Genomic DNA, 26,813 nt, shown 5'->3' on the forward strand with positions numbered 1-26,813 from the left:
CAGTAATTTTTTATCAATTCCTGAAAGCTACTAAGATTTTAAGAAAAATAAGCAACAACCAAGTACGATAATAACAAGAATGGTCAGCGTATCCTTTCTAGTCCATTTCAGTTGTCGGTATTGACTTCTACCTTTTCCCCCCTGATAACCACGCGCTTCCATAGCGATAGCCAAGGAATCTGCACGTTTTAAACTTGTCGCAAAAAGAGGAATCAAAATAGGAATCATCGCCTTCACCTTTTGAACAATGTTTCCTTCACCAAAATCCACTCCACGCGCTTTCTGTGCATTCATAATCCGCGTCGTATCATCCATTAATGTCGGAACAAAACGCAAACTCATAGATAGCATTAAGCCAATTTCATGAACTGGAACTTTCACACGCTTTAAAGGTGCTAATAAAGCTTCGACAGCTGATGCCAAACTTAAGGGCATGGTAGTTAAGGTTAACAAAGTTGAAAAGAAAATAATCAATACGAAGCGACAAAAAATAATCCCAGCTTGTTGCAAAGCATAATCCGTGATTCTCACAAACGAAAACTCAAATAAAACATTCCCATTAGAAATGAAAAATAGTTGAAAAATAGTTGTGAAGGCAATCAAGAAAAACATAGACTTCAAGCCCTGAATAAAAAATGAAAGAGATACTCCTGACAAGGCAATAAATATCCCTGTCGCTATAAAAAGAATTAGATTCGTCAAGGGATTATTAGCCCAAAAAACGATTAAAATCAGTAACATCATAGCAAGCAATTTGCTACGTGGATCCAATCGGTGAACAATCGAATTCCCTGGGATATAACGCCCCAAAATCATACTATCCATTTAGCGACTCCTTGAACTCCTCTATCTTAATCGGTAATCGTTTAAATGACACGCCTCTATTAGCCAATCGTTTACAAAAGGCCGTAATTTTAGGTACTCCCAACTGTACTTTTTCCATGAAGACAACATCTTGAAAGACATCACTCGGTTTCCCCCCTTTAACTAAACGTCCCTTTTCCATCACATAGACTTGATTCGCATATTCGGCAACATCATCCATCAAATGTGTTACCAAGACGATGGTCATCCCTGATTGGTGGAGTTTTTTGAACAAATTCATCAACTCTTTTCTACCCAGAGGATCCAGGCCTGCTGTGGGCTCATCTAAGACTAATATGGCTGGTTCCATGGCAAGTATACCTGCAATGGCCACACGTCTCATTTGTCCACCTGACAGCTCAAACGGGCTACGATTAAAAAGTGATTCATCAATTCCAACCAGAGCCAGTTTTTCACGCGCAATCTGCTCCGCATCTTCTTCAGAAACTCCAAAATTTTGCGGTCCAAAAGCAACGTCTTTCAAAACCGTTTCTTCAAAAATCTGATTTTCAGCAAACTGAAATACCAAGCCAACCTGTTTTCTAATTTGACGAATATCTTTATTTTTAGAAGTCGAGGTGATTAAGGTATCAAAAACTCGCACACTCCCTTGACTTGGCACCAATAAACCATTTAATAGTTGTAAAATAGTTGATTTACCACTACCTGTGTGTCCAATTAAAGCCGTATAAGAACCGTCTTCAATCGTCAAAGAAACATCCGACAAAGCTGTTGAAGCTAAGGGAGTCCCTTCTTGGTACTTAAAACTCACATTTTCTAGAGCAATTCCCATAGCTTATCCTCTAGCTCACTTTCTGTCAAATAATTTTCAGGTAAATCATAGCCATTCTGGCTCAGAGAATGTTTTAATTGATTGGCAAAAGGATCGTCTAATCCAATTTGATCTAAATCATTTCGAGAGAAAAGTTCTCTTGGGCTACTGGTTGATTCAATTTCCCCTTTTTTCATGACCAATACACGATCACTCATGGCAACTTCTTCCAAATCATGTGTGATGGAAATGACCGTCATATCATAATCTTTTCGAATTTCTTTTACTGTCTCAATCAGTTCTCTACGCCCCTCAGGATCCAACATACTCGTTGCCTCATCTAGAATTAGAATCGCTGGTCTTAGGGCTACAACACCTGCAATAGCAACACGTTGCTTTTGGCCACCTGATAGACGCGCTGGCTCTCTCTTTTTAAAGTCCAACATGCCAACCAAATCCAGAGCTTCTTCCACTCTCTTCTTCATTTCTTGACGAGAAAGTCCCTGATTTTCCAAACCAAAGGCAACATCATCTTCAACAGTCGCTCCAACAAATTGATTATCTGGATTTTGAAAAACCATACCGATTTGACGACGTATATTCCAAACATTTTCCTCAGTCAAACGTTGCCCATCAATTACAATCTCTCCAGATTCTGCTTCCAGTAAACCATCAATTAATCGAACCGTCGTTGATTTACCACTACCATTATGCCCTACAATCGAAAGCCATTCTCCACGTTTCACGTGAAACGTAATACCCTTCACATCGTAGTATTCCTGACTTTCCTTATAGCGAAAAGAAAGATTTTTTACATCAATTATTGATTTCATTTCGAACCAAATGTCCCTTTAAATACATAGGCACTACCCTTGAAATAATCATAGCCAGAGTAGATAGTGAAAAACAAGGCTACATAAAGTAGAACTTGGCCAATCAAAGTCCAGTGTAATAGCAAGAAAATAATGGCAAACATCTGACTGAAAGTTTTAATTTTTCCAGGCATTGCTGCTGCTAAAACCGTCCCACCAGTTTCAACCAATAAAAGCCTTAAACCTGTCACAGCCAACTCACGACAGATAATCACTGCAACAATCCAAGCCGGAGCCATTCCTAACTCAATCAACATAATAAAAGCCGACATAACTAGTAACTTATCCGCCATGGGATCTGCAAATTTACCAAAATTACTGACCACATTCCATTTACGAGCTAAATATCCATCTAAATAATCGGTAATACTGGCAATAGCAAAGATAATAGCTGCTACTATATGACTCTCTATCGAATTTCCTACCGTTAAAATAAAGATAAAAATAGGTATAAAGAGAATTCGACCTATTGTTAAGAGATTTGGAATTTGTTCTTTTTTCATTCGTTTTTCCTTAATTTTTAGTAAAGGTTACAGTGATTTTTCCAGTCTGAGCTGTTAATTTTGATAAGTCAACGGTCTGATTATCTACTGTTAAAGCTACACCTTTGACAACACCTAAAGTAATGGTCACAGAATTTTTAGTTGAAACTGTTGTTTCCGCACTTTTATTATCTGGTGATAAGGTCACTCCACCCTCAAGCTCACTTTCTGAAACACTAACCCAACTTCTAGCATCTGAGACTGATAATTGTAATTTTGCAGTTTCCTTACTCGTTTTATAAGCAACTTCTACTTGATTTCCTTCACCTGATACCGTTATAGCTGGTTCCATATTCGAAGAGCTACTTGATGAACTACTACTTGAGGATGAAGTTACAGAACTAGTTGAGCTTGTTGCTTGGACTACACTATAACTAGACGCAGATGAACGCTCAGGTTGAGTCTGGAGATAATTCCAAACATAATAGGTCACAAAAATGACAATCGATAATGCAAAGAGTATAAAATAAAATAAAGGTAAAAATGATGCCTTATTTTTCTTACTTGAACGTCTCCTACCTGTCAACTCGTCTTCATCAACATCTACTTCTTCATAAGTAATCATGCTCCCAGAATCATAAGCATCCAAGACAATTCGCTCATCTAGCTCAACTGCCCACGCATACTTTCTCAAAAAAGAACGAGTATAAAATGGACTAGGAAGTTGATCAAAATCATCAGCTTCCATCGCTTCCAACATATCCAACTGAATTTCTGTTTTTTTGTGTAATTCTTCTAAAGTCAACCCTTGGTTGGTTCTAGCTAAACGTAAAACCTCACCAATTGTTTTTTTCCTCATACTTGTCATTCCTTCTTTCTAGTATCGATTATGATAGGTTACTACGATGGGAATATTGTAAAATCAACTATATCACCATCATCTATTAAATGATGTCCAGCATCAAGGACATCCTCTAAAGTAATTTCCTGTAAAATTTTCGGCAAATCAAAAATTGTCTCACCATTTTCAAAAGCATCATATTGCATTGCAATAAATTCAAGAGAGTTCATGCTACTGAAAAATTCTCCAAACATCTCTCTTTTTATAGTATCTAGATGATCTTCTGTAATATCTAAATCCTTTGTAAAATTACGAATAGCCTTCCTAAACTGATGAGATAAAGCAACTGGCTCTTTTGTATCCATTGTCAACATGACAAAATGAAAGCGACTTGTTACTTCAACTTCAAGAGATAAGGACGCATCAATTTTACCTGATTCATATAATTTCTGAAAACGATCCGAAGTCCAACCAAACATCATTGCAAATAATAATTTTAATAAAATATGATATCGATAGCAATTTTCCTCAGCAACTTTTCTCTTACCTCTAACACCAATCGCTAGTTTGGGAGAAGACACTTCCATTCTCATACTGTCTGTGTGCTTTACATCTTGTAAAACAAACTTTTCTCTTGCTACTTCCTGAACATCTAAATCTTCCAGTTCTTTTCTTTCAAAATAGTCCTGTACTTGATCCACGTCAAAATTGCCAACTAAAAATAGAGACATGTTTACAGGTTTGTAAAACCTTGTAAAATTTTCTTGCAAATTAGTTAGATTGATTTGGGAAATGGACTCCTCACTTCCAACTATATCAGTTGCTAAAGGTGTCCCAGGATACAAATTCGCTAAAGTTGAAAAGAATAAACACGAATCTGGATTATCTTGATACATTTCTCGTTCTTGCTGAATAATATCCTGCTCTCTTAAAATGGAATCTTCAGTAAAATGTGCTGATGTTACCAATTCATCAAGTAACTCTAAATTTTCTAAAAAATGATCCGTTGCTGAAAAAAGATAGCTTGTTTTTGTAAAGCTTGTAAAGGCATTGCTATCCGCACCTAGACTCGTAAAAGCTGACATCAAATCGCTAGCATCTTCTCTCTCAAATAATTTATGTTCAAGAAAATGAGCAATTCCTCCAGGATATTCTTCTACATCTCCGTCAACTTCTGTGACAAACGTATCTACCGAACCAAACTGTACAGTTACACTACCGTAAACCTCTTTAAATTCCTTTTTAGGCAAAAGAGCAACTGTCAATCCATTTGACAAACGAGTTCGATAAACTATTTCTTTTACAGCTGGATAGTATTTTTCTTCAAAAACAACCTTTGTCATTCTATTCCTTCCATAAAGTAAATCGCTTGTAGTTTCACATTATTAGCTGCTCTACAAATAGCCTCTTTGTCAACTTGATCGAGTTTTGCAATCCAACTTTTAAAGTCTGCTGAAGATTTTCCAAGTAAGGCATTTTGATAAGCACGTTCAATCAATGAAGATTGATTATCTTGAGAAAGTAATAAAGACCGACGAATCATTTCTTTGGTCTGCTCTAACTCAATCTCTGTAAAATATCCTTTTTTTAAATCAATCAGTTGATTATTCATCATTTTACGAGCCTGGTTCCGATTTTCTCGATTGATACCAGCATACATCCTCAAGAATCCACTAAACAAATCGAGCTGACTTGAAATAGTATAAGCCAATCCAGCATTTTCACGGACATTTGTAAATAGTTTAGAGTGAGCAAATTCGCCAAGTAAACCATTCATTACAATCATGGGTAAATGTTGCTCATCACCATATTCAGAAGGACAATGATAACCTAATTCCAAAATGGATTGTCCCACATTTTTCCGAACCATACCTTCCTGCAGGATATTGGAATAAGGTTGACAATACTGAACCGTCACATCTCCTTCTCGACCTTTAAAGCCAAATGATTCTAATACATTTTGAATTTCAACCTCATTAAAATCACCTAGGAAAAAGAAATCTATTCGATCATTGGCCAAAAATTCTTGGAAACAAGAATAAGAACTTTGTGGAGTTTCAGCTAAAATACGATTTCGTAAATCACTATATTCCAATTTGAGACGTTCATCATAAAAAAACAATTTATCTAATTCTTTATGTGCGAAATAAAAAGAATCATCCATATCAGCTGCTAAACTTGCTAGCAATTGCTTTTTCTCAATTTCAAATAAGGACGGATCAAATCCATTATCAACTAGCATGGGTGAAAAAAGAATTTCTTTTACAAGTTTTAAAACCTGAGAAGTTAGCACATTTTTCCTACTTAAAAACTCATCACGAACATAGGTAAATGTCAATTCTACAATGTGACTTTGTCCTCTTCTGAAACAATTGGTTGACATATCTGTACCGTATAGACTAGCCAAATGTCTTCTCAAATCTTGAGAAGTGGGGTACATCTGATTAGCAGTCTCTAGCATACTCGCACTCAACATGCGACCTGTAATCGTATCGAGGGATAATGGAGCGGTAAAACGCACGGCGATTTTGTTCGTTTTAAACTTTTTTGATTGGATAAAATGTGTTGAAATTCCATGCACTAACTCCATGATTTACCTCCTTATATACAGACTTCTATTATATCACGAAAACCTGAAATTTTCTTGTTCTCTGTAACACTTTTGAAATAAAAATCGCTTACATTACTCCTTGTTTCTCTCACTATTTTTAGGAAAATATGGTATAATACCAAAGATTGAGGTGAATTATGGAATACAAATTATTTGAAGAATTTATTACCCTCCAAGCACTACTCAAAGAACTTGGAATTACACATAGCGGAGGAGCTATTAAATCATTTCTCTCTGAACATTCTGTTTACTTTAATGGGGAATTAGAAAATCGTCGTGGTAAAAAACTTCGTATTGGTGATAAAGTTGACATCCCTGACATGAATATTGACATCTTGTTGACACAACCTACTTCTGAAGAACAGGATGAATACCAAGATGATAAAGTTGAAAAAGAACGAATCGCTAAACTCGTCAAGGGGATGAATAAGGGAGTAAAAAAAGACAACTCTAAACCTACTTCATCACTAAAAAGCAAACAAGCTCCACGATTCCCTGGTAGATAATCATGTGGCTACAACACCTATCTCTCAAAACTTTTCGTAACTACAAAGAGACGAAAATAGACTTTAATCCTAAATTAAATGTCTTTTTAGGACGCAATGCACAAGGTAAAACAAATATGTTAGAGGCTATCTATTTTTTAGCCTTAACACGCAGTCATCGAACTCGAACAGATAAAAATCTCATTCATTTTGATGAGGAACAACTTCATCTTTCAGGTCTCGTTCAGAAAAAAACTGGATCCATTCCTCTAGAAATCGAACTAACACAAAAAGGCCGTGTGACAAAAGTTAATCATTTAAAACAGGCACGACTTTCAGATTATGTCGGACACATGAATGTTGTCTTATTTGCTCCTGAAGATTTACAACTAATTAAAGGAGCTCCTTCAGTTCGACGAAAATTCATTGATATGGAGCTTGGACAAATTAAGCCCATTTATCTATCAGACTTAACTAATTATAACCACATCCTAAAACAAAGAAACACTTATCTAAAATCAGCTCAAAAAATAGATGAAACCTTCCTTTCAGTCTTAGATGATCAACTAGTCGATTATGGATGTCGTGTGATGAATCACCGCTTAAATTTCATAAAAAAACTAGAATATTTTGGTCGTAAGAAACATTTTGAGCTTTCTAATCAACTTGAAGAGTTGTCAATATCTTATCAATCTTCTGTCAAGACAACTGACAAAGAAGACTTATCCGAATCTTTCAAAATTGCTTTAGAAAAAAGTAGGTCCAGAGATTTATTTAAAAAGAACACTGGTGTTGGTCCTCATCGGGATGACATTTCTTTTTATATAAATAGAATGGATGCTAGTTTCGGAAGTCAAGGCCAACATCGTAGTCTCGTCCTCTCGATAAAATTAGCAGAAATCGAGTTAATGGAAAGCATTACTACAGAATCTCCAATATTACTGCTTGACGATGTTATGAGCGAACTTGACAACACTAGACAACTAAAATTATTAGAAACGATTTCTCATTCAATCCAAACTTTTATCACAACAACAAGCTTAGACCATCTTCAAAATCTGCCAGAAAATCTAAGTATCTTCACTATTCAGGATGGTAAAGTTTTTGTAAATTACAATTGACAACATTGTAAAAGAACTCCTATTTCCACGGGAGTTCTTTTCATTGTTTTTACATAGAATAATTTGGTGCCTCATTAGTAATTTGTACATCGTGAGGGTGGCTTTCTTTCAAACCAGCACCAGACATTTCAATAAATTGAGCATTATCGTGTAGTTCTTTAAGGTTAGCTGCACCACAGTAACCCATACCAGAGCGAATACCTCCAATCATTTGGAAGACAATATCAGCTGCCGCACCTTTATAAGCAACACGACCTTCAATTCCTTCTGGAACAAGTTTGTTTGCTTCATTGATAGAACCTTGGAAGTAACGATCGCTTGAACCTTTCTTCATAGCAGCAATTGATCCCATACCACGGTAAGTCTTAAACTTACGTCCTTGGAAGATTTCAGTTTCGCCTGGAGCTTCATCAGTTCCAGCAAACATTGATCCAAGCATAACTGCATTTCCACCTGCAGCAAGGGCTTTTACAATATCTCCAGAATACTTGATTCCACCGTCAGCAATGATCGTTTTACCATATTCACGCGCAACAGCTGCAGCATCGTAAATAGCTGTTACTTGCGGAACACCAACACCAGCAATCACACGAGTAGTACAGATAGAACCTGGTCCAATCCCAACTTTGACAACGTCCACACCTGCTTCGTAAAGTGCGCGCGCTCCTTCAGCAGTAGCAATATTTCCAGCAATCAAAGTACGATCTGGGAAGTGAGCACGAATCTCAGCAATTTTACGCAAGACACCTGCAGAATGACCATGTGCAGTATCAATAACAATCGCATCCGCTCCTGCCTCAAAAAGAGCCTCTGCACGTTCAAATGTATCTGAAGTAACACCTACTGCACCTGCAACTAGAAGACGACCAAACTCATCTTTAGCAGCATTTGGAAACTCAATAACTTTTTCAATATCTTTGATAGTAATCAAACCAGAAAGGCGACCTTCTTCATCTACCAAAGGAAGCTTTTCAATACGGTGTTCTTGAAGAATACTCTCAGCTGTTGCAAGATCTGTACCCACAGGAGCAGTAACAAGATTTTCACTAGTCATATGATTTGAGATTGGTTGGTCATAGTCTGAAATAAAACGAAGATCTCGGTTTGTCAAAATACCAACCAATTTACGATTTTCAAGTGTTTCAACAACTGGAACACCACTGATGCGGTAACGACCCATAAGCTCATCTGCTTCAGCAATTGTATGTTCAGGCGTCAAGAAGAACGGATCAATAATAACTCCATTTTCAGAACGTTTTACCTTACGAACCTCTTCTGCTTGTTGAGCAATTGACATGTTTTTATGGATAACTCCGAGACCGCCTGCACGAGCAATAGCAATGGCCATTTGACTCTCTGTAACTGTGTCCATGGCAGCGGTAATAATTGGGATATTTAAAGTCAAATTATCTGCCAATTTAGTTGTTAAATTTGCATCGTTAGGCAACACATGACTTTCAGCTGGAATAAGCAATACATCATCAAAGGTAAAACCTTTTTTCAAAAATTTAGTGTCCCAATTAGACATTCGAAGTTTCCTCTTTTCTTTCTTTTTGAGCTTGACTCTTTTTATATTGTATCTATCATACCATTCTATAAAAATTTGTCAAATGTTACAGGGATAAATAAAAAACTATCTTTTCTTTGAGATAGAAATGATAGTTTCTTGTAAAATAAACTTAGTTAAAGTACTGAAGTCCCATTGCCCCTTTAACCTCAGATAGGGTTTGACCCGCAACTTCACGCGCTCTTTCACTACCTTTTTGAAGCATATTATAAACTTCTCCCATATCCTTAGCAAATTCAATACGGCGCTCACGAATAGGACCCAGTTCACGTTCTAATATTTCAAGTAGATAACGCTTGGTCTTCACATCACCAAGACCACCTCGTTGATAATATTCTTTCATATCAGCAATTTCTCTAGCATCTTCTGGACGACCAAAAACATCTAGATAATGGAAAACCATATTTCCTTCAATCTTACCTGGATCCTCAACGCGGATATGATCTGGATCTGTATACATACTCATTACTTTTTTACGCAAAGTATCCGCATCATCAGCTAAATAAATACCATTATTGAGTGATTTAGACATTTTAGCATTTCCATCTAAACCAGGCAAACGCCCTGCTCTCTCATTTTCTGGATAAATACCTTCCGGTTCAACCAAGACATTACAGTCATATGCATTGTTAAACGAACGAACAATTTCACGAGTTTGCTCAATCATTGGTTTCTGATCTATACCAACAGGAACATAATTGGCCTTAAAGGCTGTGATGTCAGCTGCTTGTGCAATTGGATAAACCAAAAATCCTGTTGGAATACTTTCTCCAAATCCCTTTTGAGCAATCTCTGTCTTGACAGTTGGATTACGCTCCAGACGTGCTAATGACACCAAATTCATATAATACATAGACAACTCAGCTAATTCTGGAATTTTGCTTTGAATAAAGATAGTTGATTTACTTGGATCCAATCCAACTGCAAGGTAATCTAAAGCTACATTTCCGATAGACTCTACAATGGTTTGAGGGTCTTTAGCATGATCTGTCAAAGCTTGTTGGTCAGCCAAGAACACAAACATATCATACTTATCCTCTTCCTGTAATAATACTCGATTTTTGAGACTTCCAACATAATGTCCAATATGCAATTTTCCTGTCGGACGGTCTCCTGTTAAAATAATGGGTTTAGTCATTTTATTCTCCTTCGATATGGTCCCTTCAATTATAGCATTTTTTTAATGAAATAACCGCAATTTATTAAAATAAATCAGCCTTGCTATTGACGGATCTGTGTAAAGTTTGCTGTAAATCTAGTTTACACAAAATTGACAAATAAAAATTTGAATATTTCTGTATTTTCTAGTAAAATAAAACTATCACACATATTAGGAGAAAAATATTGCTTACAGTATCTGATGTTTCACTACGTTTTAGTGATCGCAAACTTTTTGATGATGTCAATATCAAATTTACAGAAGGAAATACTTACGGATTAATCGGTGCTAATGGTGCCGGAAAATCAACCTTTTTAAAAATTTTAGCTGGAGATATCGAACCTACTACTGGTCATATTTCTCTTGGTCCAGATGAACGTCTCTCTGTGCTTCGTCAAAATCACTTTGACTATGAAGATGAACGTGCAATTGATGTCGTTATCATGGGAAATGAAAAACTTTATAGCATCATGAAAGAGAAAGATGCTATCTACATGAAGGAAGATTTCTCAGATGAGGATGGAGTACGTGCTGCCGAACTCGAAGGAGAGTTTGCTGAGCTTGGAGGCTGGGAAGCAGAAAGCGAAGCCTCTCAACTACTTCAAAACCTAAACATTCCAGAAGAATTGCACTATCAAAACATGAGCGAATTGGCCAACGGTGAAAAAGTAAAGGTTCTCCTCGCCAAAGCACTTTTTGGTAAACCAGATGTTCTTCTTTTGGACGAGCCTACCAACGGTTTGGACATCCAATCGATTACTTGGTTAGAAGACTTCTTGATTGATTTTGATAACACCGTTATCGTAGTATCCCACGACCGTCACTTCTTAAATAAAGTATGTACTCACATGGCCGACCTTGACTTTGGAAAAATCAAACTCTATGTCGGAAACTATGACTTCTGGAAGGAATCTTCTGAACTCGCTGCTAAATTGCTAGCAGACCGTAATGCCAAAGCAGAAGAAAAAATTAAGCAATTGCAAGAATTCGTTGCTCGTTTCTCTGCCAATGCTTCTAAATCAAGGCAAGCAACATCACGTAAGAAAATGCTTGATAAAATTGAACTTGAAGAAATTGTACCATCTAGTCGTAAATATCCATTTATCAACTTTAAAGCGGAACGTGAAATCGGTAATGATCTCTTGACAGTAGAAAATCTATCTGTAAAGATTGATGGTGAGACTATTTTAGATAATATCAGCTTTATCTTACGTCCAGGTGATAAGACAGCGCTAATTGGACAAAATGACATCCAAACGACTGCATTAATTCGTGCAATCATGGGTGACATTGACTATGAAGGAACTGTCAAGTGGGGAGTAACTACTAGCCGTTCTTACTTGCCAAAAGATAACTCGGCAGATTTTGCAGGAGGAGAGTCAATCCTTGACTGGTTGCGTCAATTCGCAAGTAAAGAGGAAGATGACAATACTTTCCTACGTGGTTTCCTCGGCCGTATGCTCTTCTCTGGAGATGAAGTTAACAAACCTGTAAACGTCTTGTCAGGGGGAGAAAAAGTTCGTGTCATGCTTTCAAAACTCATGCTCTTGAAATCAAATGTCCTTGTACTTGATGATCCAACCAATCACTTGGACTTGGAATCTATCTCAAGCTTGAATGATGGATTGAAAAACTTTAAAGAATCAATCATCTTTGCCAGCCATGACCACGAGTTTATTCAAACTCTAGCCAACCATATCATTGTCTTGTCTAAAAATGGCGTCATTGACCGTATCGATGAAACCTATGATGAATTCCTAGAAAATGCAGAAGTACAAGCAAAAGTTAAAGAACTTTGGAAAGACTAAATAAAACTTCAAAACTCAGTTGGGTTAACCAGCTGAGTTTTCTAACATTTTATGAGGTAACATGAAATTATTTTTTAAAACATATTGGACCTATTTTGTTTCTTTCATCATTCCCATAATCATTATGATAGGAGTATATCTATCTCAAGGTATCTACTGGAATAGCGACAACTCTCCTCTATTAGGGGATGGCTTTCATCAATACGTTATTTTTGATGTAGCCTTACGAAATATCCTACATGGAAATGGTAGTCTGTTTTACACCTTTACAAGTGGCCTTGGATTAAATTTCTATGCCCTATCTAGTTATTACTTGGGTAGTTTCCTTTCACCTCTAGTTTACTTTTTTAATCTAACGAATATGCCAGATGCTGTCTATATGACAACTCTCTTAAAATTTGGATTGATTGGAGTGTCAACTTACTTTAGTTTAAATAAATTATTTCAATCGATTCCTAAGTGTTTAAAACTAGCTTTATCTACTTCCTATGCTCTGATGAGTTTCTCTGTTAGTCAACTAGAGATAAAAACTTGGTTAGATGTTTTTATCTTGATTCCTTTAATTATAACTGGATTACATATACTTATAACACAAAAGAAGCGCCTACTATACTTTACAAGTCTGTCAATCTTGTTTATTCAAAACTATTATTTTGGATATATGACAGCATTGTTTCTTATTTTCTGGTATCTCTGCCAAATTTCTTGGAACTTTAAAAATCGAAAATCATCTTTTCTTGATTTTATTGTTACTTCCTTTTTAGCAGGAATGGCCAGTTTGATTATGACTCTTCCTACTCTATTTGATTTACAGACACATGGGGAAAAATTGACAGAAGTTACAAAGTTTCAAACTGAAAGTAGCTGGTATCTTGATCTCTTTGCTAAGCAATTCATCGGTTCCTTTGATACAACAAAGTATGGGGCTATCCCAATGATTTTTGTTGGACTACTTCCCTTTATTTTGACCATTTTATTTTTTACGCTGAAATCTATTAAGTTTCACGTGAAACTTATCTATGCAATCTTCTTTGCATTTCTAATTGCAAGCTTTTATATTGAAGCTCTTGATTTATTTTGGCAAGGTATGCATACTCCAAACATGTTTTTACATCGCTATGCTTGGATTTTCTCTACCTTGTTAATTTACACAGCAGGAGAAGTCTTAAATCGTCTGAAAGAAATTAAAGTATGGAATTTTTTAGCTTCGATTTTTCTTGTTGTAACAGGATTTTTAGCTACCATCTATCTAAAATCGCATTATTCTTTTTTAACAAATTTGAATATTCTACTTACTCTTGAATTTTTAGTTGTCTATTCTCTTTTACTCCTTGCAGTTATCAAAAAATTTATCTCTGTAAATCTATTTGCTATTCTAATCTCTTTATTTATAATGGTTGAAATGAGCTTAAATGCTTCATCTCAAATGGACGGAATTGCTAAGGAATGGGGATTTGCTTCTCGAAGTGCTTATAATCGAGATATCCCAGCTATGGAATCTTTCTCAACATATATTGGAAATCAATTTACTCGTACTGAAAAACTAGAAACTCAGACAGGAAACGACAGTATGAAATTCAACTACAATGGAATCTCTCAATTTTCTTCTGTTCGAAATCGTTCAGCAAGCTCTACTTTGGATAAGCTTGGGTTTAAATCCTCTGGGACCAATCTCAATCTCCGTTATGCCAATAATAGCATTTTGTCTGATAGTTTATTTGGTATCCAATACAATATCTCAGAAAATCCTATTGATAAGTATGGTTTCCAAGATGTATATCAAAAAGATAATCTTACCCTATATGAAAATCAATTCTCTCTTCCGATTGCCTTTGCTAGTCAATCTGTTTACAATAATGTCAAGTTCAATGAACACACTTTGGATAATCAGGCCTCGTTTTTAAATCAACTTGCTAACGTCAATTTTGATTATTTTTCTCCAATCCCTTATGACAAAACAGAAAATACTAATGATTTGATTAGTGTCACAAGTTCTTCAAATGAGGATGCAGCAATCCAGTATCAAATTGAAGTAACAGAAAACAGCCAAGTTTATCTTTCTTTCACAAACCTTCACTTTTCTAATGATAAACAAAAAAAGGTTGACATTCTTGTCAATGGGGAAAAGAAAACTTTTACAACTGATAATACATTCTCCTTTTTTAATCTAGGCTATACAAAAGAGAAAAAAACTTTCAATATTACTGTTAGTTTCCCTGAAAATTCACAAGTATCATTTGAATCTCCTACCTTCTATCGTTTAGATACTCAAACTTTAACTGAGGCTATTCAAAAAATCAAAGAACAACCTGTCACAGTATCGACTTCTAAAAACAAGGTTTTTGCTACATATGATGTCCAACAAGATACGTCTATTTTCTTCACCATTCCTTATGACAAAGGTTGGTCTGCCTACCAAGATGGTAAGAAAATAGAAATTAAACAAGCTCAAACTGGATTTATGAAAGTTGATGTTCCTAAGGGGAAAGGAACTATTACACTTTCCTTCATTCCCCATGGTTTTATTACTGGAGCAATTTGTTCCTTTACTTCTCTCTTACTATTTGGAATCTATAATCACAGACGAAAGTTATCTAAGGCATAAAAAATCGACCAATTAATCGGTCGATTTTTTTAATCTTCTTCCATTTTCTTAGGTTGATAGGCTAGCATACCTAAACCAGTAAATAGGGCTAATATTACAACAAGGAAAATGACTTGATGATGAATATTTCCTATCATAGAGATTGTTTGTCGTAATCCCGAAACTGAATAACTCATTGGTAACCAAGGATTAATGGCTCTAAAGAAATCATTTGTCAAAGCAAGTGGGTAAGTACCTGCACTTGATGCTAACTGTAATAAAAGCAAAATAAGAGAAAAGAAAGCTCCTATACGGCTATTCCATGTTGTTAAAGCGGTCACCATGGACATAAATACTAAACTTGTTAGGATAATGAGAATAAGTGTTCTCATCTCATGATTTGCAGTTAAACCAATAAGATGAACTCCTCCATATACCAAAACTCCTGCTAAAACAGCTATAATACCATTTATTTCAGCTCGAGATTTCAACCAAGCCCAACGGCTCTCCGGATGACATTCTGAAGGTAGCTTCGCAAAGATCATATTCGTTGATATTGCTGCAACAAAGAGAGCAACTGATATCATATAAGGAGCCATTGCAATTCCATTTACAGGAACTTGGTCATTGTCAGTTTTGGAGAGACTGAGAGGATTTGACAAAATCTCTGCATTTTTAGATTCTGTTGATGCTAACTTGAGTTGATCACTAGCATTACCTAATCCTTGTCCCAAAGAAGCAACTCCTGACTGTAAATCTTCCAATCCAGAAGTTAACTTTGTTCCACCTTCTGCTAGTTTCCCAGCTCCATCTGCCAATTTATTAGCTCCATTCTCTAATTGAGAAGCACCTGAAAGTAACTGACTGGATTTATCGGCTAATTGGCCCGATCCTAACTGCAATTTATCAACTCCTGCCATTAATTCTTGACTCTTTTGATTCAATTGATTGGATCCAGTTGATAATTTTTCAATACCAGATACTAATTCTGGAGTTTTTTCAACTAATTGACCAACTCCTGCTGTCAAGCTAGAAGATTTTTGTGTCAAGGTAGTTGACCCTGAAACTAGTTGATCCAAACTACCTGTCAAGGTGGCATTTTTTTCACTTAGTTGACTTGCACCTTGAGAAACTTTATCAACACCTGCAGTATATGCGTTTACACCTGATGCAATCGAATGACTAGCAGGAACTAATTTACTCGTCAATGTTCCCTGTATCTCTGTTAATCCACTTGACAATCCTGTCAAAGAAGTAGAAGCAATAGGTAATACTTGATTAGCTTGATTTTTTAATGTCGAAAGATTTGAAGATTGATTTTGTAAGTTTTCCAAACTTCCCTGTAAACCTTGTACTAAAGCTATAATTGACTGAGCCGATTGAATACTATCAGTCGAATTTTGAGATACAGAAGCGCTTATCTCAGCTTGTTGCTCACTTGTCAATGATTGATAAGCTGCTGTCGATTGAATATTAGCTAATGTAGTCGCTTTATCAGACTGAGCACTTGCTAACATTTGATTAGAAAGAGATACTATACTTGATAAAACAGAATCTAATTGTTTTGTATCTCCAACATCAATATTTTGAATAGATTGATTTAACTGATTCAAACCAGAAGATAATTGATTAATTTGATCTTTTTGCTCAGACTCAGACGAAGCATCTAACTTACTAGAAAGTTGTTGAATTCCTTCACTTAATTGCTCCACACCCATTCGAAGTGTAGCTGATTGATTAGATAACTGATTAGCACCTGTTGCAAGATTTCCCACTCCATTTGTATAGGCACTAACACCAGATGAAAATTGATTAAGACCAGCATTGAGCTGAGAAACACTGCCAGTATAGGACTCTACACCAGTATATAGTTGATTGATTCCCCTTACTAATTCAGGACTTTTAGAAGATAATTGACCTAATCCGCTATCTAATTGACTCACTGCACCAGTATATGTAACTAAACCACTATTAAAATTCCCTAAGCCAAGATGAAGTTGTTCAAGACCAAAGACATAAGAGGATAATCCTTTAGTAAACTGCTCCGTTCCATTTAAAAATGTTAAACTTGAATCTGCTAAAGAGTGTAGGTTAGTAGCTAATGTTTGACTTCCTGCCACTAACTGATTCGCTCCATCAGTTAGTTTTTCACTTCCAGAAGCTGCTTGACTCATACCATCCTTTAAAGCGACCATTTTGTTGAATAAAGCTTTAGTATAGGTCTCGGTTACATTGGTAGAAACACTCTGCTTTAATTGTGTCATTGCAGAATCACTCATCTTGCTGGCAATAAAACTATGACCACTTGAAGTCTGATAATCGATTTGCATTTGCTCTGGGTGATCCATCAAAATAGAAGCTGCTTTTTCAGACAAGTCACTTGGCAAAGTGATTACCATATAATAATCACCGTCTTCTAGACCCTTCTTACCTTCTTCTTCATCTACAAAATGAAAATCCAATGATTTATTTTGCTCTAAATTAGACACCATGTCTTTTCCTATAGACATGCTATTACCATTATAGGAAGCCTCTTTATCATTATTGACAACTGCCACAGGTAAGTCAGACAATTGACCATATGGATCCCACATTGATGACAAAAATATGATATTGTACATAGCGGGAATAAGAGAAATTCCTATCATGACAATAATAAAGGTTGGTTTTTTAAAAATTGCTTTCCATTCTTTAAACATAACTTCTCCTTTTTAAACATATTGTCTAAAATTTTGATATAATAGATTATACATTAAAAAATCTAAATTACAAGATAAAAAATCTATTTTTAGACATATAGTCTAATTTGTTTATAAGGAGGAAATATGAAAGAAAGTAATAAACGCTTAAAAACAAAGCGAACTATTGAAAATGCTATGGTACAGTTACTGATGGAACAACCATTTGATCAAATTTCTACTGTCAAGTTAGCAGAAAAAGCTGGAATTAGTCGTTCCAGCTTCTATACTCACTATAAGGATAAGTATGATATGATTGAGCACTATCAAAGCAAGCTATTTCATACATTTGAATATATTTTTCAAAAACATGCTCATCACAAAAGAGACGCTATTTTAGAAGTATTTGAATATCTAGAATCAGAACCACTTCTGGCTGCTCTTCTTTCTGAAAATGGGACCAAAGAAATCCAAAATTTCTTACGAAATAAACTTCATATCATGCTCAGTACAGATTTACAAAAACGATTTATGCAACTGAATCTCAATACCACTGAATTAGAATACAGTAGCATCTATCTAACTCACGCACTTTTTGGTGTCTGCCAAACTTGGATTGCACATGGAAAAAAAGAAAGTCCTCAAGAAATAACAGACTTCCTTATGAAGATGCTTGGTGATACAAATTGATACAAAAAGAGGAACACAGTTGTGTTCCCTTTTATCTATACTCCGCCAGTAGGACTCGAACCTACGACATCATGATTAACAGTCATGCGCTACTACCAACTGAGCTATGGCGGATAAAATAGTCCGTACGGGATTCGAACCCGTGTTACCGCCGTGAAAAGGCGGTGTCTTAACCCCTTGACCAACGGACCTTCTATCTGTAGCAGATATAACCATTATATCAATTTCTTACTAATTGTCAATCACTTTTGAGATTTTTTCTCTAAAATATCTTTCAATTTTCTAATTTTTAACCTTGAAATAGGACAGCGATGATCTTCATAGAAAACAACTTCTAGATTTTTTCGGTCAATTTCTCTAATATTGCCTATATTTACCAAAAATGACTTATGAGGAGAATAAAATCGCTGAGTATGTTTGTCCTTTTCCTGAATATCTGTCATGGTACCATAAAATTCTTTTGCAAAATTCTTACCAATAATGCGCAATTTATGAGAAACTCCTGTCGTTTCAATATACAGAATGTCATGGTAAGGAATTTTTAAATCATTTCCCTTGTAATTGTAGTCAAAATAATCTACCACATCTTCATTTTCAAGTAACATACTCTTCGTGTAGAAGATATTTTGCTCAATTCTCTTCTTAAATAACTCATCATTGATATCCTTATCAACAAAATCTAGGGCTGATACCTGGTATTTATATGTTAGAGTCGCAAACTCTGATCGACTGGTGATAAAGACGATAATAGCGTAAGGATTGTGATGACGAATAAACTGTGCAACTTCAAACCCTTTTTTCTCAATTCCATGAATATCAATATCTAGGAAGTAAAGCTGGTTTACTTCGTCGTTTTCGATATATTCCTTAAACTCACGGACTTTTCCTGTTGTCTTGTATGATATTGGAATATTCGATTCTTTCGAAATTTCATCCAATATTCTCTCTAGTCTCACTTGATGTTCAATAACATCTTCTAAAATTAAAACTTTCATTCAAATTCCCTCTTAAATCTAATGATTTGTCTAAATGTACTGCCTTCCATCTCTGTTTCTAAAATAATATTATTGTACTTATCTAATAATTCTTTCACATTATTTAAACCTACTCCACGATTTCTTCCCTTAGTGGAGAATCCTAAGGCAAATAGATCTCCTGAAGGAGTCATCGTCATTTTACATGAATTCTGAATCACAATAACTGTTTCAGTTTCCATCTTAATAACTGCTACTTCCATTTGCTTTTTATAGCTATCAGCCGATCCTTCGACAGCATTGTTCAATAAAACGCTCATGATACGAACCAAATCCAATAGTTCAATTGGGAGCTTAATAATAGTATCTTTTACTTCCAATGTAAACTCTACACCATTATTTCGAGCATAGACAATTGACTGAGCAATCAAACTTCGTAAAGCTGAATCTTCTATGTTGTTCAAATCAAAGTAAGTGTACTTATCTGAACGCAGTTTATGATTAGCTTTAACCAAAACTTCATTGTAAACTCTGTCAATTTCCTGTAAATCACCACTGTCAATTGCCATCTGCATGCTGACAAGCATTCCAGCATAGTCATGTCGAAAACCACGAATTTCATTATACAGTCCGACAATTTCATCTGTGTAATTTTGTAAATGTTTCTGTTCAAATTTCTTCTGCTTCAAAGCAATCTCTTTCTCCTTTTGTTCTTTATAAGAATTCATTGCAAATAATGTCAAAAATAGAAATATAAAGACGATAGATGACAAAATACTTCCAAAACTATTCAAATGTTTAATCGTACTTACCATATCTGAAACAAAAGATACAATATGTAGCAGTAGTAAGGCAAAAAATACTTTTTTCAAGAAAGGATAGAGATAGTCCTTATCAAAATAGGTTAGTTCCAAATGGAAATAACGAATAATTGTTACAATAACGACATAAGTCAATACCGTTACAACTAAAAAGAATGGGTCATGATATTGTAAAACAAAATTATCTCCTGTTATAGAGGAGAAAGTTACAGACAGAAAGGTATGAGTGCTCTCATATAAAAGAGATAATAGTAAACTTAGGAATAGTCCTCTATCCCTCTCATACTGTTTAATCCATCTAAAATAGGAATATAATACCACAGGAAATAAAAATTTTAGAATCCCTAATTCATCTAAATGTAGAAGATAAAAGGGAAGGCTAAGTACTATTTCTACTAGTAATGTATAAACACCAAAAACGTATAGTTCCTTTGCTTTTATTTGACCTTTGCAAATTAAACTGTAACTATGACTAATAATTAAAAAATAAACAATAACTATACCAAATCCAAATAAATTCATTACCCTTTCCCCTTATTTCATTACTTTTTTCGTGGGAAAATAAAATCAAGGAAGATTTTTGATAGCCTACTTTCCCCACCTTTAATCTTTTGCAAGTCTTTTTCCTTCAAGGTTACAAACTGTTCCAATTTAACTGTGTTTTTCATAATAAAATCTCCTAAAATGTTTTTTCTTGTAAGCTAACTTACAAAAACCATTATACAAAATGGAATTTCATTTTAGATAAAATTCTCTCAACTGTCATTTTTTTCTCCCCAAGTGTACTTTTTTAAGAAAAAAGCCGGGAAAATTCCCAGCTTTGCTACTATATTGATCCCAGCAGGATTCGAACCTGCGACCGTTCGCTTAGAAGGCGAATGCTCTATCCAGCTGAGCTATGAGACCTAACACAATCATTCTACCAAAAATTCAATTAAAAGTCAATTTTCTATTTATGATAGGGTGATCCCTGCTGAATCGTAAAAGCGCGATAGATTTGTTCAACAAGGACTAGTCTCATTAACTGATGGGGCAAGGTTAAGCGACCAAAACTAACAGAAAGATTGGCTCTCTTTTTTACATCCTGTGCTAACCCCAGACTCCCTCCAATAATAAAGGTAAGAGTAGAAAATCCTTTTATAGAAGCTTCTTCTAACTGCTTACTAAATTCTTCTGAGGAGAAAGTTTTCCCTTCAATAGCTAACGCAATAACAAAATCACGGTCACCAACTTTTGATAAAATTCTCTGACCTTCTATTTCTAAAATCTTTTGATTTTCTGACTTACTGGCCTTATCTGGTGTTTTTTCATCTGCTAGCTCAATCATTTCAAGCCTAGCAAATCGAGAAATTCGTTTTGAATACTCTGCAATACCATCTTTTAAATACTTTTCTTTTAATTTCCCAACTGTTACAACTTTAATTTTCATGACTCTATTCTAACATATTCTCTATTTTTTCACATCTTATTCACAAAATAAAAGGTTAATTTTCACCTAGAAAACTACAGATTTTTGAAAGTTATCCACAATCTGTGAAAAACTTTTATGTTTAAGTTATAATTAAGCTAGTCAGTTTATACTTTCAGTAATTTCAAATCAAATGGAGGCAAATATGAAACATTTACAAACATTTTACAAAAAATGGTTTCAATTGTTAGTCGTTATCGTCATTAGCTTTTTTAGTGGAGCCTTGGGGAGTTTTTCAATATCTCAACTAACTCAAAAAAGTGGTGTAAGTAGCTCTAACAACAATAGCACTATCACACAGACTGCCTATAAGAACGAAAATTCAACAACACAGGCTGTTAACAAAGTAAAAGATGCTGTTGTTTCTGTTATTACTTATTCAGCCAACAGACAAAATAGTGTATTTGGCAATGATAATACTGATACAGATTCTCAACAAATCTCTAGTGAAGGATCTGGAGTTATTTATAAAAAAAATGACAAAGAAGCTTACATCGTCACCAACAATCATGTTATAAATGGCGCCAGCAAAGTGGATATACGCTTGTCAGATGGAACTAAAGTACCTGGAGAAATCGTCGGAGCTGATACTTTCTCTGATATCGCTGTCGTCAAAATCTCTTCAGAAAAAGTGACAACAGTAGCTGAGTTTGGTGATTCTAGTAAGTTAACCGTAGGAGAAACTGCTATTGCTATCGGTAGCCCATTAGGTTCTGAATATGCTAATACTGTCACTCAAGGTATCGTATCTAGTCTCAATCGAAATGTATCCCTAAAATCTGAAGATGGACAAGCCATTTCTACAAAAGCCATCCAAACGGATACTGCTATTAACCCAGGTAATTCTGGTGGTCCACTAATTAATATCCAAGGACAGGTTATCGGAATTACCTCAAGTAAAATTGCCACAAATGGAGGAACATCTGTAGAAGGTCTTGGTTTTGCAATCCCTGCAAATGATGCTATCAATATTATTGAACAGTTAGAAAAGAACGGAAAAGTGACTCGTCCAGCTTTGGGCATCCAAATGGTCAATCTCTCAAATATTAATACAAGTGATATTAGAAGACTGAATATTCCAAGTAGTGTAACATCTGGTGTAGTTGTTCGTTCTGTGCAGAGCAATATGCCTGCCAATGGTCACCTTGAAAAATACGACGTTATTACAAAAGTAGATGACAAAGACATTGCTTCATCAACAGACTTACAAAGTGCTCTTTACAATCATTCTATCGGAGACACCATTAAGATAACTTACTATCGTAACGGTAAAGAAGAAACTACATCTATTAAACTTGACAAGAGTTCAGGTGATTTAGAATCTTAATTGACATCTATGTAAAGAAAGCTTTACATAAGAGAAAAGATGTGTTAGTGTAGAATCATGGAAAAATTTGAAATGATTTCTATCACAGATATACAAAAAAATCCCTATCAACCTCGAAAAGAATTTGATGGAGAAAAACTACATGAACTAGCACAGTCTATCAAAGAAAATGGGGTCATTCAACCGATTATTGTTCGTCAATCTCCTGTTATTGGTTATGAAATCCTTGCAGGAGAGAGACGCTATCGGGCTTCACTTTTAGCAGGTCTAACGTCTATCCCAGCTGTTGTTAAACAGCTCTCAGACCAAGAGATGATGGTTCAGTCCATCATTGAAAATTTACAGAGAGAAAATTTAAATCCAATAGAAGAAGCACGCGCCTATGAATCTCTTGTAGAGAAAGGATTTACCCATGCTGAAATTGCAGATAAAATGGGCAAGTCTCGTCCTTATATCAGCAACTCTATTCGCTTGCTGTCCTTGCCAGAAAAGATACTTTCAGAAGTAGAAAATGGCCAACTATCACAAGCGCATGCGCGTTCGCTAGTCGGCTTGAATAAGGAACAACAAGACTATTTCTTTCAACGAATCATAGAGGAAGACATTTCTGTAAGGAAGTTAGAAGCTCTTCTGACAGAGAAAAAACAAAAGAAACTGCAAAAAGATGATCATTTCATACAAAATGAAGAAGAACAGTTAAAAAAACTACTCGGATTAGATGTAGAAATCAAACTGTCTAAAAAAGATAGTGGAAAAATCATTATTTCTTTTTTAAATCAAGAAGAATACAGTAGAATTATCAACAGCCTGAAATAAGGCTGTTCTTTTATTTTTTTATCTCACAAGGTTATCCACTATTTTTTTCAATAAAAAGCTTAATAAATCAAAAGTTTCTGACTTTATCCCCAACTTGTGGATAAAACTTAATAACGTTGTGGATTATTTTTCACAGCTTGTGGAAAATTCTTACTATCTATGGTAAAATAAGTCTAGCATTAAACTTTTAAATAGTAAAGGAGGAGAAAGGATTGAAAGAAAAACAATTTTGGAATCGTATATTAGAATTTGCTCAAGAAAGACTGACTCGATCCATGTATGATTTCTATGCTATTCAAGCTGAACTCATCAAGGTAGAGGAAAATGTTGCTACTATATTTTTACCACGATCTGAAATGGAAATGGTCTGGGAAAAACAACTAAAAGATATTATTGTTGTTGCTGGATTTGAAATTTATGATGCTGAAATAACTCCCCACTATATTTTCACCAAACCTCAAGATACGACTATCTCACAAGTTGAAGAAGCTCCAAACTCAACTCTTTATGACTATAGTCCAAAGTTAGCATCTATTCCCTATTCGGATACTGGATTAAAAGAAAAGTATACCTTTGATAATTTTATCCAAGGGGATGGAAATGTTTGGGCAAAATCTGCTGCTTTAGCTGTTTCAGAAGATTTAGCTTTGACCTATAACCCTCTTTTTATATATGGAGGTCCAGGTCTTGGTAAGACTCACCTATTAAATGCTATTGGTAACGAAATTCTAAAAAACATTCCTGATGCGCGTGTTAAATATATCCCTGCTGAAAGCTTTATTAATGACTTTCTTGATCACTTAAGACTAGGGGAAATGGAAAAGTTTAAAAAGACCTATCGTAGCCTTGATCTTTTATTGATTGATGATATCCAATCGCTGAGTGGAAAAAAAGTTGCAACACAAGAAGAATTTTTCAATACCTTTAATGCACTGCACGACAAGCAAAAACAAATTGTCCTAACCAGTGACAGAAGTCCAAAACATCTGGAAGGACTTGAAGAAAGACTTGTCACGCGCTTTAGTTGGGGATTAACACAGCACATTACACCTCCTGAATTTGAAACGCGTATTGCCATTCTACAAAGCAAAACTGAACATTTGAATTACAATTTCCAAAGCGATACTTTAGAATACTTAGCAGGTCAATTTGATTCAAATGTTCGCGATCTTGAAGGTGCAATTAATGATATCACTTTAGTTGCTAGAGTAAAGAAAATCAAAGATATTACAATTGATGTTGCTGCAGAAGCTATTAGAGCTCGAAAACAAGATGTTAGCCAAATACTCGTCATCCCAATTGATAAAATCCAAAATGAAGTTGGTAACTTTTATGGTGTCAGTGTCAAAGAAATAAAGGGAAGCAGACGCCTTCAAAATATTGTGTTAGCCCGTCAAGTAGCCATGTATTTATCTAGAGAACTAACAGATAATAGTCTTCCAAAAATTGGGAAGGAATTTGGTGGAAAAGACCATACAACAGTTATTCATGCCCATGCCAAAATTAAATCTTTGATTGATGAAGACGATAATTTACGTTTAGAAATTGAATCAATCAAAAAGAAAATTAAATAACTTGTGGATAACTTTTGCTTTTTTATCTTTTTTATCCACATTTTTTAAACAATCCAAAAAACTTGATATGACTCGTTTAAAGTCTGTTTTCCACAGATTTCACAGACTCTATTATTACTATTATCCTTCTAATACTAAAAATAAATAAAGGAGAATCCATGATTCATTTTTCAATTAATAAAAATTTATTTCTACAAGCATTAAATACTACTAAGAGAGCTATTAGTTCTAAAAATGCCATTCCTATTTTATCAACAGTAAAAATTGACGTAACTAATGAAGGTGTTACTTTAATTGGTTCAAATGGTCAAATTTCAATTGAAAATTTTATTTCTCAAAAAAATGAAGATGCTGGTTTGTTAATTACTTCTTTAGGTTCGATCCTTCTTGAAGCTTCTTTCTTTATCAATGTGGTATCTAGTCTACCTAATGTAACTCTTGATTTTAAAGAAATTGAACAAAATCAAATTGTTTTAACAAGTGGCAAATCAGAAATTACCTTAAAAGGAAAAGATAGCGAACAATATCCACGAATTCAAGAAATTTCAGCAAGCACTCCTTTAATTCTTGAAACAAAATTACTCAAGAAAATTATCAATGAAACAGCCTTTGCTGCAAGCACACAAGAAAGTCGTCCGATTTTAACAGGTGTTCATTTTGTATTGAGTCAAAACAAGGAGCTAAAAACAGTGGCAACAGACTCTCATCGTCTAAGCCAGAAAAAATTAACTCTTGAGAAAAATAGTGATGATTTTGATGTTGTCATTCCTAGCCGTTCTCTACGCGAATTTTCAGCGGTATTTACAGATGATATCGAAACTGTAGAGATTTTCTTTGCTAATAACCAAATCCTCTTTAGAAGCGAAAATATTAGCTTCTACACTCGTCTCCTAGAAGGAAACTACCCTGATACAGATCGTTTGATTCCAACAGACTTTAATACTACTATTACTTTTGATGTTATAAACTTACGCCAGTCAATGGAACGTGCTCGTCTTTTATCAAGTGCTACTCAAAATGGTACTGTGAAACTTGAAATTAAAGATGGGGTTGTTAGCGCCCATGTTCACTCTCCAGAAGTTGGTAAAGTAAACGAAGAAATCGATACTGATCAGGTTACTGGTGAAGATTTGACTATTAGTTTCAACCCAACTTACTTGATTGATTCACTCAAGGCTTTAAATAGCGAAAAGGTGACCATTAGTTTTATCTCAGCTGTTCGTCCATTTACTCTTGTGCCAGCAGATACTGACGAGGACTTCATGCAACTTATCACCCCAGTTCGTACAAATTAAGTGA

The 26,813-nt window shown here is 35.1% G+C and carries 23 protein-coding genes and 3 tRNA genes; 9 read left to right on the top strand and 17 right to left on the bottom strand.

Annotation, left to right across the window (positions count from 1 at the left end):
• Positions 1-30 precede the first annotated feature (30 nt).
• The 7 genes from FBF73_RS01290 to yfmF are packed head-to-tail and all read right to left on the bottom strand — an operon-like array spanning position 31 to position 6,421.
• Positions 31-825, bottom strand: coding sequence for an energy-coupling factor transporter transmembrane component T family protein (locus tag FBF73_RS01290; protein WP_136936734.1), 795 nt, complete (start codon positions 823-825; stop codon positions 31-33).
• Positions 818-1,657, bottom strand: a complete 840-nt coding sequence (locus FBF73_RS01295) for an energy-coupling factor transporter ATPase (protein WP_136936735.1) — start codon at positions 1,655-1,657, stop codon at positions 818-820. The genes FBF73_RS01290 and FBF73_RS01295 overlap by 8 nt, the downstream gene beginning before the upstream one ends.
• Positions 1,642-2,469: an energy-coupling factor ABC transporter ATP-binding protein gene (locus FBF73_RS01300; protein WP_136936736.1), complete on the bottom strand. Its 828-nt coding sequence runs from the start codon at positions 2,467-2,469 to the stop codon at positions 1,642-1,644. Before FBF73_RS01300 ends, FBF73_RS01295 begins: the two co-directional genes overlap by 16 nt.
• Positions 2,466-3,011: a CDP-diacylglycerol--glycerol-3-phosphate 3-phosphatidyltransferase gene (gene pgsA / locus FBF73_RS01305; RefSeq protein WP_020900979.1), complete on the bottom strand. Its 546-nt coding sequence runs from the start codon at positions 3,009-3,011 to the stop codon at positions 2,466-2,468. Before pgsA ends, FBF73_RS01300 begins: the two co-directional genes overlap by 4 nt.
• A gap of 10 nt (positions 3,012-3,021) precedes the next feature.
• A complete protein-coding gene (gene rodZ / locus FBF73_RS01310) occupies positions 3,022-3,849 on the bottom strand; it encodes a cytoskeleton protein RodZ (RefSeq protein WP_136936737.1) in 828 nt (275 codons plus the stop codon).
• A 41-nt stretch (positions 3,850-3,890) separates the two neighbouring features.
• Positions 3,891-5,174, bottom strand: a complete 1,284-nt coding sequence (gene yfmH, locus FBF73_RS01315) for an EF-P 5-aminopentanol modification-associated protein YfmH (protein WP_136936738.1) — start codon at positions 5,172-5,174, stop codon at positions 3,891-3,893.
• Positions 5,171-6,421, bottom strand: coding sequence for an EF-P 5-aminopentanol modification-associated protein YfmF (gene yfmF, locus FBF73_RS01320; RefSeq protein ID WP_136936739.1), 1,251 nt, complete (start codon positions 6,419-6,421; stop codon positions 5,171-5,173). Before yfmF ends, yfmH begins: the two co-directional genes overlap by 4 nt.
• 158 nt (positions 6,422-6,579) lie before the next feature.
• Between yfmF and yaaA the strand changes: the two genes are divergently transcribed.
• The gene (gene yaaA / locus FBF73_RS01325; RefSeq protein WP_136936740.1) at positions 6,580-6,948 is read left to right on the top strand and encodes a S4 domain-containing protein YaaA; all 369 of its coding nucleotides are present in this window, start codon (positions 6,580-6,582) and stop codon (positions 6,946-6,948) included.
• Positions 6,949-6,950: 2 nt separating this feature from the next.
• Positions 6,951-8,048: a DNA replication/repair protein RecF gene (recF, locus tag FBF73_RS01330; RefSeq protein ID WP_136936741.1), complete on the top strand. Its 1,098-nt coding sequence runs from the start codon at positions 6,951-6,953 to the stop codon at positions 8,046-8,048.
• A 49-nt stretch (positions 8,049-8,097) separates the two neighbouring features.
• On the opposite strand, the gene guaB is transcribed toward recF, so the two are convergent.
• Together guaB and trpS are read right to left on the bottom strand one after the other, a co-directional pair.
• Positions 8,098-9,576 carry an IMP dehydrogenase gene (guaB, locus tag FBF73_RS01335; RefSeq protein WP_136936742.1) on the bottom strand — a complete coding sequence of 493 codons (1,479 nt, stop codon included), beginning with the start codon at positions 9,574-9,576 and terminating at the stop codon, positions 8,098-8,100.
• Between the two features lie 151 nt (positions 9,577-9,727).
• On the bottom strand, positions 9,728-10,753 hold the full coding sequence (trpS, locus tag FBF73_RS01340; protein WP_136936743.1) for a tryptophan--tRNA ligase: 1,026 nt from the start codon (positions 10,751-10,753) through the stop codon (positions 9,728-9,730).
• A gap of 206 nt (positions 10,754-10,959) precedes the next feature.
• Here trpS and FBF73_RS01345 point away from each other — a divergent pair, with 206 nt between their 5' ends.
• Both FBF73_RS01345 and FBF73_RS01350 read left to right on the top strand, forming a co-directional pair.
• Positions 10,960-12,582, top strand: a complete 1,623-nt coding sequence (locus tag FBF73_RS01345) for an ATP-binding cassette domain-containing protein (protein ID WP_000958767.1) — start codon at positions 10,960-10,962, stop codon at positions 12,580-12,582.
• Between the two features lie 61 nt (positions 12,583-12,643).
• Positions 12,644-15,187: a YfhO family protein gene (locus tag FBF73_RS01350; RefSeq protein WP_136936744.1), complete on the top strand. Its 2,544-nt coding sequence runs from the start codon at positions 12,644-12,646 to the stop codon at positions 15,185-15,187.
• A 29-nt stretch (positions 15,188-15,216) separates the two neighbouring features.
• On the opposite strand, the gene FBF73_RS01355 is transcribed toward FBF73_RS01350, so the two are convergent.
• Positions 15,217-17,865: a YhgE/Pip domain-containing protein gene (locus tag FBF73_RS01355; RefSeq protein ID WP_136936745.1), complete on the bottom strand. Its 2,649-nt coding sequence runs from the start codon at positions 17,863-17,865 to the stop codon at positions 15,217-15,219.
• Between the two features lie 126 nt (positions 17,866-17,991).
• On the opposite strand from FBF73_RS01355, the gene FBF73_RS01360 reads away from it, so the two are divergent.
• Complete coding sequence (locus tag FBF73_RS01360) at positions 17,992-18,534, top strand: TetR/AcrR family transcriptional regulator (protein ID WP_000665088.1); 543 nt, start codon at positions 17,992-17,994, stop codon at positions 18,532-18,534.
• Positions 18,535-18,574: 40 nt separating this feature from the next.
• Here FBF73_RS01360 and FBF73_RS01365 read toward each other — a convergent pair.
• The 7 genes from FBF73_RS01365 to rlmH all read right to left on the bottom strand — a co-directional run bounded on the left by FBF73_RS01365 (position 18,575) and on the right by rlmH (position 21,758).
• Positions 18,575-18,648: transfer RNA gene (locus FBF73_RS01365), tRNA-Asn, on the bottom strand.
• A gap of 5 nt (positions 18,649-18,653) precedes the next feature.
• A tRNA-Glu gene (locus FBF73_RS01370) sits at positions 18,654-18,725 on the bottom strand.
• 51 nt (positions 18,726-18,776) lie between these two features.
• Entirely contained in the window at positions 18,777-19,529 is a 753-nt protein-coding gene (comE, locus tag FBF73_RS01375) for a competence system response regulator transcription factor ComE (RefSeq protein ID WP_033682534.1), read from the bottom strand.
• A complete protein-coding gene (gene comD / locus FBF73_RS01380; RefSeq protein WP_136936746.1) occupies positions 19,526-20,851 on the bottom strand; it encodes a competence system sensor histidine kinase ComD in 1,326 nt (441 codons plus the stop codon). The genes comE and comD overlap by 4 nt, the downstream gene beginning before the upstream one ends.
• Before the next feature lie 20 nt (positions 20,852-20,871).
• On the bottom strand, positions 20,872-20,997 hold the full coding sequence (comC, locus tag FBF73_RS01385) for a competence-stimulating peptide ComC (RefSeq protein WP_136936747.1): 126 nt from the start codon (positions 20,995-20,997) through the stop codon (positions 20,872-20,874).
• Positions 20,998-21,161: 164 nt separating this feature from the next.
• Positions 21,162-21,235, bottom strand: a tRNA-Arg gene (locus tag FBF73_RS01390).
• A 43-nt stretch (positions 21,236-21,278) separates the two neighbouring features.
• Complete coding sequence (rlmH, locus tag FBF73_RS01395) at positions 21,279-21,758, bottom strand: 23S rRNA (pseudouridine(1915)-N(3))-methyltransferase RlmH (RefSeq protein ID WP_136936748.1); 480 nt, start codon at positions 21,756-21,758, stop codon at positions 21,279-21,281.
• A gap of 184 nt (positions 21,759-21,942) precedes the next feature.
• Here rlmH and FBF73_RS01400 point away from each other — a divergent pair, with 184 nt between their 5' ends.
• The 4 genes from FBF73_RS01400 to dnaN all read left to right on the top strand — a co-directional run bounded on the left by FBF73_RS01400 (position 21,943) and on the right by dnaN (position 26,809).
• Positions 21,943-23,124, top strand: a complete 1,182-nt coding sequence (locus FBF73_RS01400) for a S1C family serine protease (RefSeq protein ID WP_136936749.1) — start codon at positions 21,943-21,945, stop codon at positions 23,122-23,124.
• Positions 23,125-23,181: 57 nt separating this feature from the next.
• Positions 23,182-23,940 carry a ParB/RepB/Spo0J family partition protein gene (locus FBF73_RS01405; RefSeq protein ID WP_136936750.1) on the top strand — a complete coding sequence of 253 codons (759 nt, stop codon included), beginning with the start codon at positions 23,182-23,184 and terminating at the stop codon, positions 23,938-23,940.
• Between the two features lie 212 nt (positions 23,941-24,152).
• Positions 24,153-25,514, top strand: coding sequence for a chromosomal replication initiator protein DnaA (gene dnaA, locus FBF73_RS01410; protein ID WP_136936751.1), 1,362 nt, complete (start codon positions 24,153-24,155; stop codon positions 25,512-25,514).
• A 158-nt stretch (positions 25,515-25,672) separates the two neighbouring features.
• Positions 25,673-26,809, top strand: a complete 1,137-nt coding sequence (gene dnaN / locus FBF73_RS01415; protein ID WP_136936752.1) for a DNA polymerase III subunit beta — start codon at positions 25,673-25,675, stop codon at positions 26,807-26,809.
• Positions 26,810-26,813 lie beyond the last annotated feature (4 nt).

It is taken from the genome of Streptococcus mitis (genome assembly GCF_005144795.1).
Classification (GTDB): Bacteria; Bacillota; Bacilli; order Lactobacillales; family Streptococcaceae; genus Streptococcus; species Streptococcus mitis_BB.

Excerpts from the sequence above, each read along its gene's own strand:
- rlmH (WP_136936748.1), bottom strand. The coding sequence starts at position 21,758 with ATGAAAATTAAAGTTGTAACAGTTGGGAAATTAAAAGAAAAGTATTTA.
- pgsA (WP_020900979.1), bottom strand. The coding sequence starts at position 3,011 with ATGAAAAAAGAACAAATTCCAAATCTCTTAACAATAGGTCGAATTCTC.
- comD (WP_136936746.1), bottom strand. The coding sequence starts at position 20,851 with ATGAATTTATTTGGATTTGGTATAGTTATTGTTTATTTTTTAATTATT.
- dnaN (WP_136936752.1), top strand. The coding sequence starts at position 25,673 with ATGATTCATTTTTCAATTAATAAAAATTTATTTCTACAAGCATTAAAT.
- FBF73_RS01400 (WP_136936749.1), top strand. The coding sequence starts at position 21,943 with ATGAAACATTTACAAACATTTTACAAAAAATGGTTTCAATTGTTAGTC.
- FBF73_RS01300 (WP_136936736.1), bottom strand. The coding sequence starts at position 2,469 with ATGAAATCAATAATTGATGTAAAAAATCTTTCTTTTCGCTATAAGGAA.
- comC (WP_136936747.1), bottom strand. The coding sequence starts at position 20,997 with ATGAAAAACACAGTTAAATTGGAACAGTTTGTAACCTTGAAGGAAAAA.
- yfmH (WP_136936738.1), bottom strand. The coding sequence starts at position 5,174 with ATGACAAAGGTTGTTTTTGAAGAAAAATACTATCCAGCTGTAAAAGAA.
- FBF73_RS01350 (WP_136936744.1), top strand. The coding sequence starts at position 12,644 with ATGAAATTATTTTTTAAAACATATTGGACCTATTTTGTTTCTTTCATC.
- guaB (WP_136936742.1), bottom strand. The coding sequence starts at position 9,576 with ATGTCTAATTGGGACACTAAATTTTTGAAAAAAGGTTTTACCTTTGAT.
- FBF73_RS01360 (WP_000665088.1), top strand. The coding sequence starts at position 17,992 with ATGAAAGAAAGTAATAAACGCTTAAAAACAAAGCGAACTATTGAAAAT.
- rodZ (WP_136936737.1), bottom strand. The coding sequence starts at position 3,849 with ATGAGGAAAAAAACAATTGGTGAGGTTTTACGTTTAGCTAGAACCAAC.
- trpS (WP_136936743.1), bottom strand. The coding sequence starts at position 10,753 with ATGACTAAACCCATTATTTTAACAGGAGACCGTCCGACAGGAAAATTG.
- FBF73_RS01355 (WP_136936745.1), bottom strand. The coding sequence starts at position 17,865 with ATGTTTAAAGAATGGAAAGCAATTTTTAAAAAACCAACCTTTATTATT.
- yfmF (WP_136936739.1), bottom strand. The coding sequence starts at position 6,421 with ATGGAGTTAGTGCATGGAATTTCAACACATTTTATCCAATCAAAAAAG.
- comE (WP_033682534.1), bottom strand. The coding sequence starts at position 19,529 with ATGAAAGTTTTAATTTTAGAAGATGTTATTGAACATCAAGTGAGACTA.
- recF (WP_136936741.1), top strand. The coding sequence starts at position 6,951 with ATGTGGCTACAACACCTATCTCTCAAAACTTTTCGTAACTACAAAGAG.
- FBF73_RS01295 (WP_136936735.1), bottom strand. The coding sequence starts at position 1,657 with ATGGGAATTGCTCTAGAAAATGTGAGTTTTAAGTACCAAGAAGGGACT.
- FBF73_RS01405 (WP_136936750.1), top strand. The coding sequence starts at position 23,182 with ATGGAAAAATTTGAAATGATTTCTATCACAGATATACAAAAAAATCCC.
- yaaA (WP_136936740.1), top strand. The coding sequence starts at position 6,580 with ATGGAATACAAATTATTTGAAGAATTTATTACCCTCCAAGCACTACTC.
- FBF73_RS01290 (WP_136936734.1), bottom strand. The coding sequence starts at position 825 with ATGGATAGTATGATTTTGGGGCGTTATATCCCAGGGAATTCGATTGTT.